This window comes from uncultured Fibrobacter sp. (assembly GCF_947305105.1).
In the GTDB taxonomy this organism is placed as follows: Bacteria; Fibrobacterota; Fibrobacteria; order Fibrobacterales; family Fibrobacteraceae; genus Fibrobacter.
Map to the genome: position 1 here is coordinate 109,253 of NZ_CAMZCS010000004.1, position 13,537 is coordinate 122,789.

The following is a 13,537-nucleotide window of genomic DNA, read 5'->3' on the forward strand; positions in this document are numbered from 1 at the left end:
GGGATTTATCTGGAACAGAATCTTAAAACCGCTCATGGCCTACGAAACAGAAGGCTAGTTTTTCCACCCCAAAAATTAACGGCAGGGTGCAAAATCCTGCCTCTTCTGTCTTATAGCGTCTCTTTACGAGCAGAGAGAAAACTAAACAGATCACGGAGCTCTCGGTCTTATCGTCCTAGCAGGAGTCGGACGTATTCTTGACGGAACCATTTTTAAAGTATCTAATTACAAGAAAAAATGGCGAAAATCGCCCAAATTACGCAATTATGAAGATTTTTCTTGTAAACACGACCTTTCCGTTGTAAACCTTTACACCGGAAACTACCCCCAATTATACCTATTTGGACTATACTAATCTACATTATGAGAGCAAACGATAAAAGTTAGCAACAAAACCAAACATCCCATACACCAAACAACGGCGTTTCGCAAGGGGCGCCGTTGTTTTAATTTATACAGTTATTTTTGAATGAATTTTCCTGGCAATCCGCTCTATCGCCCACCGACGAGAATCTGATCAACCTTGATGCTCGGCTGCCCGACGGTTACAGGCACATGGCCCGAAGAAGCTCCGCAAACACCTGCGGCCTGTTCAAAATCAGACCCGACCATACTGATGCGCGGCATAATTTCGTGGCCTTTGCCAATAAGGGTTGCGCCACGAACCGGTTCACAAATCTTGCCGTTACGGATAACATAACCTTCATCGACAGCGAAGTTGAATTCGCCCGTAGCCGGGTTCACCGAGCCACCCGCCATGCGGGCCGCATAAAGGCCGTTATCGACACTTGCAATCATGGAATCGAGCGTATCCTTGCCCGGCGCAATAAAGGTGTTGCGCATACGGCTCACCGGGGCATATTTGTAGCTTTCACGACGGGCAGACCCCGTAAGGGGCACTCCCACCTCGGCTGCACCCACGCGGTCGCTCATGTAGTTTTTCAAAATTCCGTTTTCAATAAGGACAGTGCGTTGCGTGGGCGTTCCCTCGTCGTCGTACTTGAGGCTCCCCCACACGCCGTCCATCGTCCCGTCGTCAATCGCGGTAAGGCAGGGCTGGCCAATAGCTTCGCCGAGTTTGCCGCAGAAGGGGCTCGCATTGCGGCGGACCGATTCCGTCTCGAGCGGGTGCCCACAGGCCTCGTGGAAAATCACGCCACCAAAGCCGTTGCCCATCACCACAGGCATCTGGCCGCCGGCAATATAGCCCGCATCGAGCATGCGCAACACGCGCTCCCCCGTAATAGACGCCAGTTCTTCGGGGGAATAATTGCCCAGCAGTTCATAGCCACCCAAGGCTCCAGGAGCCTCATGCGACGTCAATCGCTCGGTGCCGTCGGTCGCCGTCACGTTTACATTTACACGCAACCGACCACGGGTCATTTCAAGGTGCAGCCCCTCGCTGTTCATGAGGGTAATAGCCGTGCAGCTATCCACGACACTGGCCCCCACCTGCACAATCTTCGGGGAAAGGGCACGAGCGGCGTTATCGGCGCGGAATAAAAAATCTTGCTTAATGGACTGCCCCAACAGGCGAGGATCCTTGTAAGCAGCATCGTTAAAATCGCATACCCGTTTTTCGGGAGCAAATTCAAAAGACTTCGGAGCAGCCCCGGAAATTCGACCGAACGCAAGCGTCCGGACCAACTTCACGAGAGCCTCTTCGCTATCGTCGCTGGTAAATCCGTAAAGCACTTCGGTGCCATAAAGCAGGCGGACACCAATTCCATATTCGGTCCCCGCAGTCGCCGTCTCGATATGCCGGTCCTTTAAACCCAGGCAAGAACTGCGAGTTTCTTCTTCGAAAATCTCGACAAAGTCAGCTCCAGCACTGCGGCCCGCTTCAAAAATCTTTACGGCAACATCCTGATTCACCTAGACCTCGCCGTTCATCTTCTTGCGCACAGGGATTCCTGCCGCAAGCATTTCTCCCTTGATACCGGGCACCGTATAGTCTCCGAAATGCACCATCGAGGCGACCAGTGCCGCATCGGCAGAGGTCTTGCGGAACAAGTCGACAATGTGGGCAGGCGTTCCTGCACCACCGCTTGCAATCACGGGCACCTGCACCGCCTTCGCAATCCTGTCGGTAATGGTGAGTTCGTAACCGTTCTTCACGCCATCCGTGTCGATGGAATTCAGGCAAATCTCGCCTACTCCCAAGTCTTCGGCCTTCTTGGCCCACTCCACGGCATCAATACCCATCGCCTGGCGGCCACCACGGATAAAGACTTCGTAGCCACTGGGAATCTTCTCGGAAACTCCGACAAACTTCGCGTCCATGCCCAGCACCACGCACTGCCGCCCAAAGGCTTTCGCGCCATCGGCAATAATTTCGGGATGGAGCACGGCAAGGCTGTTCACGCTCACCTTCTCGGCACCGGCCAACAAGGCCTCGTGCATGTCGTCAAGGTTGCGGATTCCGCCACCCACAGCAAACGGGATAAAGACGCGCTTCGCTATCTGGCGAATCATCTCCATGTCGCACGGACGATTTTCCGCACTTGCGGTAATGTCGTAAAAGACCAATTCGTCAACGCCGTCGGCACTGTACTGAGCGCCCATTTCCACCGGGTCACCGATATCAATATTTCCTTTGAACTTTACGCCCTTCGTGACCTTGCGGTTCCGGACATCGAGACAGACTATGAGACGTTTGGTTAGCATAAAAATGGTTAAAAACTACAAGTTCCTGTCAATGACGCCCTTCACGGTCGCCTTAGGCACAGCACCCACAACGTTGTCGACTTCGACCCCGTTCTTGAAGAGCTTCATGTTCGGGATGTTGGTGATGCCGAAACGTCCGCAAATATCGCCCACGCCCGGATCGTCCACATTCATCTTGGCAATAATGACGCGACCGTCGTATTCCTGGGCCAGTTCTTCGACAACCGGACCCATCATCATGCACGGGCGACACCAAGTGGCCCAGAAATCCACAAAAACGAGCTGGCCGGAGCCAATAACCTGGTCAAAATTCTCTGCAGTCAAAGCGATTGCTGCCATAAAAATCCTCCACGAATTTTTTTCTAAAACTAGAAAAAACTATCCTGCAAAAAAAGCGAAATCAGGAAATAAGCCTGAAATTATCCACAATCTAGACGATTCCTGCCATGCAAACAGCATAGCGCATCAGTAAATAAGACGTAGCTCGTCGGCCCAGAGAGTCGCACCGACCGATCCCTCGTACAAGTTGCCCAAAGCGCTAGAAGCCATCACGATGCGAATGTGCGTCACATCAAAATCATCCGGAGATTCCGTCTGCACCATGTGGTTATCGATACCATTAGTATTCTTGAGTTTTTTGTTAAAGACACTGGAATTGTAAATCGGCGATCCAGCCAAGGGCACTCCGTACTTCAATGCCAGACGAACTGTCTTGTAGCCCGCGCGCGAGGCATCCGTAATAGAAACGACATCCGGGTCATCCTCGCTGGTGACAATCGTCGCGCGATACCAAGCCGAGGCAATCAGGGTATTCACGTCGCTAGAGGTGCGGTACTGATTTTTGCCCTCGTTGCTTGTACGACTACGATGTTCAAGGATTATATACAAATCGCAAGAATCTCCCTTGCCTTGGTACTTCACGTCGAATTCCACGAATCTGGGGCGACCAGTGAACGGACGACCAAGATCGATGAGTTCGTTGCCGTCATCGTAGCTGGTCAACTTGAGCGTACCAACACCCTTGGGATTGAAATAGCCAATAAACATGTTTCCGCTAGCAAAGCGACCGACACCCAAAACAGAAGCATATATCGACTCCATCTTGATAACTTGTTCATTTTCGTTCACGGTAAGCGTCTTGGCCGAAGTAACGGCATCGTTGTTGCCGTTATCCCAGCCTTCAATATCGTTCGTCTTGCCAAACGCATCCTTTACCCAATGGTTGAAATCGCTTCCCGGATACTGATACCCCGCCTGCACGACATACTCGGCAGTCTCCTCGCCATTCGACACAGAAACACTCAATCCCCGACTCAAGTCGAAAGCATTCCCTTCAGAAATGCCCGACACCGTAGCGCCATCAGTTAGTTCAATGTCGCTGACCACGAGATTTTTCAAGTCCGCAAGGTAAGTCAAATTGTCGTAGTGGACATGGAAAACACGGGAACCCCCTTCATCGGCACTGTCGATGACCGCCGTACTCCCGGCAATCTTCATCGAAAGCAGTCTTGGCGGAACAGAGACCGTCTCCACCACAGTGACCGACACATTCCAAGTGGCTTCGGTTCCATCTTCGGCGACAACAACAATTTCGGCACCGCCATCACTCAAGTCCAAATAATCCTCGGCAGGAGTTCCTTTACGTGCCGCTTCGGAATACTCGGCATCAAAATAGACCTTGGAAAGTTTGGACTCGTACTTGGAAGGCACCGCAAATGAAATCGTCTTTTTCTCAGCATCAAGGTTCACTTCGGCAGAAAAACCGTTAGCCGCATTATCCAGCGTGAATGCCAATATTTCGGCATCGCTCAGTTTCACATAATCCCCGCTCACGGTCCATTCGGCAGTTGACTTGTCTTCGGCAGTAATAACCAATTTCTGAGGCTGGCGCAAGTCCACCTTCGATTCAAGATTGATGTATGCCGACGGCGACACCTTAATGGAAAGTTCCACCTCGGCAAGGTCTTCTGGCTTTTTCATGTGCACAACGACCGTCTTCTTGGACTCATCGATTGTCGCCGCCTTGACCTCGTCCTTCGCCGTCACGGACACAAGTTCCTTTTCGTCAGAAACGACTTCGTCCGCTTCCGCTTCGACCACAGTTACATACCACGTTACCTTGGAACCATCTTCTGCGACAATTTCAAGCTTCTGCGGTTTGGACCAGCTCTTTACGGAATCCGGCATCAGCGAAATGGACGCTCCTTCCGATACGCTCCACGAATCCACGGACGCCTTTCCCACATCCGAACCATTCTTCAGTCGCACCACAATCGTATCGCCATTTCTATTTGACTTCAACTCATCCTTGAAAATTATTTCAAAAGCCTTCTCGCTACTCGGGAGAGTCGATACGTCCACATACCAGGTTTTTGACGCCCCGCTTTCCGAAGTCACCACGAACTTCTGAACCTTGCTCCAATCTTTTACTTTTGTCGGGCTGCTATCCAAACTGGACTTGCGAAAAACAAATGATTCCGAAGTATCCACCTTGACTTTCGCGAGGTCCATTCCGTGCGCAAAGATTACATGGATAGTATCTCCCGCTTCGCGGGCCTCCAATTGGTCTGCAAACTTTATGCTGAACGACACATTGGAATCCAAAGTCACTTCACTGCTAGATGATTCCTCTTTTGAATCCTTACCCGACGATGCCCCATCCGACTTTCCAGAAGAACTAGAATTCCCTTTTTTGGACGAACTTGAAGACGTAGATTTTGCATCACCTGAATCTTCTGGATCATCGCCCGAATCCTCCGATTCCTGGGACGATTCCACATCGCCACCTTGCAATTCAAAAACAATCTGCCAGATTGCAGTCTTGCCGCTTTCCGAAACCACGATTACATAAACCGTTTTCGAAGACGGCAGACGGATTTTACTCCCCTTGCTTAATTTCTCCTTCGAATAGGCGACCTTTTTCGCTATGGAGTCCAGTTTTGCAGAATCGGACGGAAAACTCCGCACCTTGCTTTCCACAAGATGGAGCGACGCAAAATGGCTCACCCCGATTTTCTCTATCGTCACCGAATCCCAGACAAAAGAATCCGAAGGGGCAACAAGGGTCACCTGAATCTTGTGTTCGTCAGAGAATATCCGAGCATCGTCTTCCTGATTTTCAAAGACCAATTCATCCAAAGTCCTGTAATCCGACGCACCAAAAGCATCGTAATCCTCCGTACAGGCGGATAAGGCAAGAATCATAAAAAACAAAAAAAGCAATCGTTTCATAATTCACCTGCCGCTAGTAAACCAGTTTAAAATCATCAACGACAAGTTTGGAATTCTCGCCACCACGATACTTGTTATCGTTCCCGAGAGTTCCCCCAGCAACAACAAACGCATACGCCGAAGACGCAAACATCACATGGATAGTGGCAACATTCTCGTTACCCGTCCCCACCGAAAGTCCCGATGCAACCGGATAATTCGAAGACAAGAGCCCCGAATCACTACCATAGGCCAAGTCTACATGGACTTTGTGCATACCGATGCTGGAATTGTCCGTCACAACGCCCGATGCGACCACCTTGTTATCGCGACTCACGAGCATCACATAAATCAAACTCTTTTGCGGGTAAGTCGAATTGCTGTTTTTCACATGCGAATAAGAATAGGTTACGTCAAAGCCTGTGGGGCGCGCACTGAACGATTTTCCAAAGGTCATGTCCTTCGATATATCAGAAGCTCCAGTACTTGGCGTTCCGCTAGAATAACCTTGTTGGTAAATATCAATGGCCGAAGTACCATCATACGTTCCGGCAAAATAAAAACCACCGGCCATTTTCCAGGAACCTTCTATACCAATCCAAGATCCGGAAACTTCTTTTGTCGAAATCGTCATCTGCGATGACCCAAATTCAAGGTTCGCCTCCGACTTAATCTTAATCGCAGCCTCTGTCACTGTATTCTCCATAGCGTCACTTGTTGTCGCCCAGAATCCGCTATAGTCGCGAGCATCGAACGTCGTCCCCGGGAGCTGCATTCCGGCAACCACCGTGTACTCGTTGAGCACACCTAAATCGTCAACAAATTTCATTTTCACAGGGCGTTCCAAATTGGCAACCGTATCCATCGGCAAAACCCTCAACGCCTTCAAATTCGATCCGTAAGGAACTTCCACATAAACCTTGTTTCCTTCCACATGAACGGAGCTATTTTGCTTATCCACGGCAAAATCACTCAGGAGAACGACTTGATCGGAATCCGAGGATGACGGAGGAACAATGGGGGTCAACGGATCGTTCGTTGGGACCTCAATAACCGACGAACTGCTCGATTCTTCCGAAGATGAGCTTTCCGGTTTCACAGATGACGAACTGGCCGGCGGCACCGACGATGAACTCTCCGGATTTGCAGAAGAACTGCCAGGCTTCTCCGAAGACGAACTCCCCGGCTTTGCAGACGAGCTACTGGACTTATCCGAAGATGAACTCCCCGACTTTGTAGAAGAACTACTGGATTTCTTCGTGGACGACGAGCTCTCTGATTTTGCAGATGAACTGCTAGGCTTCTCCGAAGACGAACTCTCCGACTTTGCAGAAGAACTGCTAGGCTTCTCCGACGATGAACTCTCTGATTTTACAGAAGAACTGCTGGACTTTTTCGAGGACGACGAGCTCTTCGACTTTGTAGAAGAACTGCTGGACTTCTTTGAAGACGAACTCTTCTCAGCGACAAAGACGACTTTCCATACATCGACAACGCGGTCCTTCCCATCCAAAATCGCAAGGGCGAGCGCACCAGTATCGGGAACGGGAATTTTTGCGCCCGTTTCCACCGGCATAGCCCAATCCAGTTCAGGATCTTCCAGGTCATCCCCCACAACGACATAGGCCGAATAGTTTCCCGAAAATTCAAACTTCTTCACCTTGACCGTACTTTCGGCATTCTTAGGATAGTTGCACTCGATCGTACGCGTCAACGAATCAACGCCGCCCTCTTTCATACAATCAAGTTCCAACAATTCAACCGGTCGCGAAACAGGATGAACGACTTCGTCGGAATCGCCACACGAAGTCAGCAAGGCAAAAGCCAGCGCCACACAGGGAAGTAATAAACCATTTCTCACAAACATGTGCACACCTCCCTAGAAGAAATAAACCAAGGAGAAATCCAAGGCAAGCAAATTGATGGTAAAATTCACGACATTATAGACAAGTTCGCTATGTTTCTTGTCATTTTCTTCCACCTCAACAATAGAGGAACTCAAGCCCAACAAGCCAACCGATGTTTCAAAGGCCAACTTGTCCAACACCATAATGCAAAGGCCAGGATTCAAACCGAACTTGAATGTCCACATGCGATTCCTCGTCCGGGATATGTCCTCGCCATCGTCTGCCTGCGAAAGTCCGTAGGAATATTCCACCATAAGGGAGGTCTCGTTGAAAAAATAGAGAATCTTGGAATCAAGCACCTTAAGGTAATTCTTGAGGAACGGCTGCACAAAGAACCCGTTGCTCACATACTTTCTATGCTGCGACAAATCGACCAAATCTTCCATGAGGGAGAAATCGATGTCGTACCAAGTCCGAGAATAACCGGCACGGAGGCCCAAAGCCAAGGCGTCCTTTATAAAGTAGCCACCAAAAGCCTCTACCGTAAAGGAATAACCTTCCGCCTCGTAAATTTCTCCAATAATCACGTCAAGCGCATCGTCATCCGTCTCCGCTTGAATAAGCGAAAGCGTCGCACCACCTTGGAGATGCCCCTTCGAAATAGCTTCATCTTTACTGACCGGATAGAGGGAACCCAAGAGGCCTCCCTTTCGCGAAGAATCAGCGGATGCAGACAATGCAGACGAATCCTTCCCAGCTTGTGCCAAGACGGAAACGCAAAGAAGAAGAACAAACAAAAAAATCTTTGAAGTCATAAGACAGCAAACAGGGGTTAAGCATTTAAGAAAAATGCTCTAGAAGACATCGAAAAAAACTAGAATGACCAGATAAAACCGACCGTGAACAATCCAAGACCGACAGCACCAAGACTTGCGGCGACAATCCCCTTGATATCGCCCTTATGATTCAAATCGTGGTTGTCCTTGACCATCTTTTTCGTATCCTCGCTCTCAAAAGCCGAGAGGTTGTACGCTTTTTTCTTATCGGCAGCATCGCTCCAATCTCGCTCGGCGAAGTACCAAAGAATACCTCCCGCCAAGAACGGGGCAATAGACCCTAGGAGCATGTAACGCCCCGTACGGCGCTGGCTACGTTCCGCATTGAAAGCCTTCTGTTCTTCAATGAACGGGAGGTCATCCAAGACCGGCTGCATCTCGACATTGATGAAATTCGGCATGAACGCCTTGATTTCGGTTGTCACCATCGTATCGCGATAACCCACCTTGCGCAAGTAGATATCGACACTGGCCTGGGGCTTTACATCCTCAATGACCACATCGGTCATGTACTGCGGCATGATGTTTTCTGTCGGGACCTTGTTGATGAAAACTTCCACCGCTTCAGGGTCCGTATTGAGCGTTATACGCGTAGACGGGCGCTGCACAGGAATCGTAACTGTATTCAAGCTGTCCGCATTGATTTTCACAATGGTAGTTCCCCACCATTCCACATCTTTCAAAACTTTCATCACCGAGATTGTGTACTTGCCCGGCTTGATATTCTTGATGGTATCGGGCGCCACCTGCTTGAGCGGAATGCCGTTAACAAACAGCGAACAAGCTTCCGGATTCGAAAGGACCAAAAGATTTGCCTTTCCGGGCGGATAAAGTTCCATTTCCGGTTCTTCATCCACGACCGGTTCAGGAACTACGTAATTCGAAAGGGTGAGGTCGATCATCGTCTTGTTTTCCATATCATAGAGCCTCTTCAGGTCTAGACGGAAAAACTTGATGAACGGATTCTTGTTCGCCGCCTCGATACTGTCGCGAATATCGCGCTGGCGGATTTCCTCTTCAATCTTGGCAATTTCTTCGTGCTTCAGGCGAACATCTTCTTTTTCAAGAGCCGTTTCCAAATCGTCTCCAGAACCATCGTCGACCACCGCAGCCGGTTGCGGTTCATCACCGTTTGCCATGGACTTCTTGACTTCGTCTGTCATGATGACACTCGTGGAATCTTTAGCCGGCAAGGCATCATCATCGTCATCGTCTTCTTCCACTTCCTGTCCATTGGTATTCTGGAGGGCGTTGTTCTCCGCATCATCAAGCGAACTGATGAGTTTCAGTTCTTCGGCATTCGGGGCACGGAGATATACGGTATCATGCTGGGTTTTCACGTAAATCGCTTCCTGTTCCGCAGATTCCCCCACAACCCAATAGCGAACGGGGACCTCGCGGCACCAAGCCACAACAGCAAACACAGCAAGGATAAATAGGATACGTTTCGTCATGTAAAGAAATATATATAAAACAGAGGTAAAAAGCTAAAATTTCGTCAATTTCGCGCAATATATAGGCCCACGGCCTTCAGATGTGTCCGGGAGCACATGGACTCCAAATTCCGTTCTATCCGCTCCCGGTGGAATCTCCTCGATGGGCTCAACTCGCATAGCAGGTCTCTTTTTCAGAATTTTCTCTACGACCTTGTCGTTTTCGAGCGGAGAAAGCGCACACGTGCCGTAAACAAGGACACCGCCCGGCCGCAAAGCATCGACTGCGGAGGCCAGCAGAGCGCCCTGCTCCACAGAAAGGCGCTTCACGCGCTTTGCCGACCACACTTCTAGGTGAGCCGGCGAATTCAGGACATGCCGGTCCGAAGAACACGGCGCATCCAGGAGAATCCTGTCGTACGATTCTTTTTTGTGAAGCCCAAACTTTACGCCGTCATAGCCGGTCACTTTGACAATCCCTAGCCAAGAAGCCGGCAAAGAATTCTCCAGAACATGCGTCAAACGCAACCGACGGTCCGGAGACCTGTCGTTACTTTGTAAAGAACCTTCCCCCTGCAACATTGAGGCAATCACAAGCGACTTGCCACCCGGAGCGGCACACATGTCGAGCACATCCATACCGGGTTCCACAGCAAGAGATTTCGCTGCAAAGACCGAAGCCTCGTCCAAAAAATAAGGCTCCAGAGACTCCCCGAACTGCAAGCGGACAGCATTGCCTTCGCCCTTCAAAGCCTCAAGCAAAGCAGGCCAGCGATCGCCGTATAACTGCGAGAAGTAGTCGAAAAATTCCATAGCGCAAATATAGTGATTTAGAGGTTAGGATTTAGGATCTAGGGGCTAGGGAGAATATTGACGCACGAAGTGCGTGATTCTTTTCACTAGCCCCTAGTCTCCCCCAAAAGGGGCCAAGCCCACATAAGTGCTAAAGCACTAAGTGGTCAAAGGTATTCTCTAGCCCCTCACCTCGTGCCTGAAAACAAAAAACCCTGCCGGTAAGCAGGGAATTTTCGTTGAGCTACCAGGATTCGAACCTAGACAAACAGAGTCAGAATCTGTTGTGCTACCGTTACACCATAGCTCAGTGTGGGCACAACATTAGAAAAATTTTCCCGATTGTGCAAGGGGTAAATGCATTTATTTTATCACTGGAGGGGTATAAGTCATGCCCTGCTGGTTCAAAGTCACCCCTTCAGGCAGGTTTACATCGACCTGGGAGACAAATTGCGAAATCGGCGTACCCATATCCAGCAGCGTCGAGACAACCTTCGGGTCCCCGGTGTAGAGAATCAGGTCCTGCTCACCGTACGGCAGGTCAGACATCATTATCAGGTTGTTGGACATCGTCATCAGGTTACAGGTGACATCCCTGACGAAATGGGTCGTGCCCTTAATGCCGAGAACAACGCTGTTAACCACCCCCATACAATCGTTCGGGGAATCTTCATTCACAGAATCCGGGACAACACGGACGCTGCCGACCATTTTGGACGGGCGATGCAAAGTCACGGTTCCAACATCCAGGGTATCCTTCTTGCTCTTGATATCTTTCACGTTCACGTACTTGGAAACACCAGCCTCGCTCACCTGGTTATCGACCAGATAGCGGAACTCGACTCGGAAACTGTCATAAGGGACGTCCTGAGGAATCGGCAGGAACCAACGACCATCGCCGTCCGTCACCGTTTCCGACTTGAACACCAAGAGGTCACCTTCAGTGAAATTGAAACCATACAGGTCGGTCACAAGCTGGACTTCCACTCCCTGGCAGGGCTTTCCATTCTTGCATTTGACCATTCCAGAAATCCTTCCGCTATTTTCGCGTTCCCTTATCAGGGTATCAACAGGAACGTTCGGCGAGACACTCCAAAGGAACGGTCCGATTTCAATAGACTCCCCTTCCTTCACGCTTCCCTTGGCCATTGTCCAATCACGGAATATCAGGGAATCGGCGATGCCACGTTCAGACAGTTTCGCGACAATCTGCGGATCGCCAGGGCAGAAGGCCAACTTGACCTTACCCGACGGAATAAGCATCGAGAACGAGTCACCGGCAAAGACACTGCGACTGATTAGCGTGCCCGGCACAAACGCCAAGAAATGGGACCCGACAGCCACCTCAGGTTCGGACAATTCCTGATAGAGCAGCTTGCTATTGACAATGGAGGCCTTGGTCAACTTTATAGGTTCAAGAGTCGAATCTTTTACGACAACCTTCGACTGGAAATAAATCTCGTTCGAAACAGTATCGATAATGGCAATCTGGAAGGAGTCCGCCAGCACAGAATCAACAACGGAGAACGCTCCAGCGCTGTCCGTTTGGAGTTCCACATAAGTAGGCACGGCAATTCCGGCAGATTCCTTGGACACACGAGCCATGCGCACAGTCACGTTGACGGCAGCCTTGCCGTCGGTGCGGGTCACGGAGCCGACAATAGGTGCCGCAGAAGCAATCGTATTCTCGGTATCAGTCGCAGTACCGCTGATACGCACACCGCCGTTGTCATCATCGGGCGTCGAGCAACCCACAACAGCCGTCAAGGAGACGACCGAAGCAAGAACAGACAGGAACAAGAACGAACTTCTCATTTTGCCTCCTTTTCTTTGCTCAACGGGAAAAATTGGACGTTCAGTTCGCAAATCATGGATTCGCCTTCGTCAGAGCGGACGATGTCCAGGATTTCCTTGCGGAACAAGTCAATCTTGTTGATGATGCGCTCCAGCCCCTTGGCCGACACGCTCATCGTCGTGCAGGACACGTTACGCCTTTCCACACTGTAGTGGTCGATGGCTTCCTTGCCCAAATCTATCATTTGTTTTTGGAACTGGTGGACAAAGAGCGGAGCAATTTCCCTTCCGCTGGATATAGTTTTGTTCACAGAGCGGTAAAAACCGTCCACAAGTTCAATCAGTCCCAAGTCCAGAAGCAACCGGATAGCCTGTTTTGCCTGCGGCACCGAAATGCGGGGATTGAGGAACAAAGCCAGTTCAGGAATATTCTTCTCGTTAATATCCAAAACAGCAAGCGACTCGCGCACGGCGACATAGTACCACTTGCTATAATACTCCTGCTGGTTGCGAGTCAACGTCTTCGTGGCTCGCGGAAGAAGCGCCGACATCTGATCAAAGATCTGTTGCTTGGATGCTGGAGTTTCGGCGTGAGTGAAATCCACCATCAGCTGGAAGTAACGGCCTTCGCGTTCGTTCAAGCCCAATGCGGCAATGAACTTGGTAACCATGGTCGGAGTAAGCGACTTACGCCCCTTAATCAAATCCAGATAAAAACCGGACGAACTATAACCGACCTTCTTGGCGAAGGACCGATAAGAGAAGTAACGCTGGACAGACTTCTGGTATTCGTAGTAGTCCTGAAGGTACTTCCTATAATTATAGTAGGCGTAGACGTTCATCATTATAAATCTAAATTTTTTTCTTGTTTCTGGGAACACCCTTTTTAAAAAAAAATTATCAAATTTTTCGCGAAACCGCTCAGACATTGTGCTAGAGAACACTTTGGGAACACTTT

10 protein-coding genes and 1 tRNA gene are annotated in these 13,537 nt (G+C 50.0%); all 11 read right to left on the reverse strand.

The features are described from left to right. Positions 1 to 492 precede the first annotated feature (492 nt). Positions 493 to 1,875: a TldD/PmbA family protein gene (locus Q0Y46_RS03285; RefSeq protein ID WP_297944828.1), complete on the reverse strand. Its 1,383-nt coding sequence runs from the start codon at positions 1,873 to 1,875 to the stop codon at positions 493 to 495. Further along, on the reverse strand, positions 1,876 to 2,667 hold the full coding sequence (hisF, locus tag Q0Y46_RS03290) for an imidazole glycerol phosphate synthase subunit HisF (protein WP_295678800.1): 792 nt from the start codon (positions 2,665 to 2,667) through the stop codon (positions 1,876 to 1,878). It lies immediately after the preceding gene. 15 nt (positions 2,668 to 2,682) lie between these two features. Then, the gene (gene trxA / locus Q0Y46_RS03295; protein WP_295678803.1) at positions 2,683 to 3,006 is read right to left on the reverse strand and encodes a thioredoxin; all 324 of its coding nucleotides are present in this window, start codon (positions 3,004 to 3,006) and stop codon (positions 2,683 to 2,685) included. 126 nt (positions 3,007 to 3,132) lie between these two features. Next, entirely contained in the window at positions 3,133 to 5,871 is a 2,739-nt protein-coding gene (locus tag Q0Y46_RS03300; RefSeq protein ID WP_297944834.1) for a PCMD domain-containing protein, read from the reverse strand. A gap of 40 nt (positions 5,872 to 5,911) precedes the next feature. After that, positions 5,912 to 7,744, reverse strand: coding sequence for a hypothetical protein (locus Q0Y46_RS03305; RefSeq protein WP_297944837.1), 1,833 nt, complete (start codon positions 7,742 to 7,744; stop codon positions 5,912 to 5,914). A 12-nt stretch (positions 7,745 to 7,756) separates the two neighbouring features. Beyond that, complete coding sequence (locus Q0Y46_RS03310) at positions 7,757 to 8,491, reverse strand: hypothetical protein (protein WP_297944839.1); 735 nt, start codon at positions 8,489 to 8,491, stop codon at positions 7,757 to 7,759. Between the two features lie 107 nt (positions 8,492 to 8,598). Further along, positions 8,599 to 10,014 (reverse strand): hypothetical protein, encoded by a 1,416-nt coding sequence (locus Q0Y46_RS03315; protein WP_297944842.1) that lies wholly within the window; start codon positions 10,012 to 10,014, stop codon positions 8,599 to 8,601. Between the two features lie 33 nt (positions 10,015 to 10,047). Beyond that, complete coding sequence (locus Q0Y46_RS03320; RefSeq protein ID WP_297944845.1) at positions 10,048 to 10,806, reverse strand: RsmB/NOP family class I SAM-dependent RNA methyltransferase; 759 nt, start codon at positions 10,804 to 10,806, stop codon at positions 10,048 to 10,050. Between the two features lie 218 nt (positions 10,807 to 11,024). Then, positions 11,025 to 11,095, reverse strand: a tRNA-Gln gene (locus Q0Y46_RS03325). Positions 11,096 to 11,148: 53 nt separating this feature from the next. Further along, on the reverse strand, positions 11,149 to 12,600 hold the full coding sequence (locus Q0Y46_RS03330) for a carboxypeptidase regulatory-like domain-containing protein (RefSeq protein ID WP_295678820.1): 1,452 nt from the start codon (positions 12,598 to 12,600) through the stop codon (positions 11,149 to 11,151). After that, positions 12,597 to 13,424, reverse strand: coding sequence for a TIGR02147 family protein (locus Q0Y46_RS03335; RefSeq protein ID WP_295678823.1), 828 nt, complete (start codon positions 13,422 to 13,424; stop codon positions 12,597 to 12,599). The genes Q0Y46_RS03330 and Q0Y46_RS03335 overlap by 4 nt, the downstream gene beginning before the upstream one ends. Positions 13,425 to 13,537: the final 113 nt, after the last annotated feature.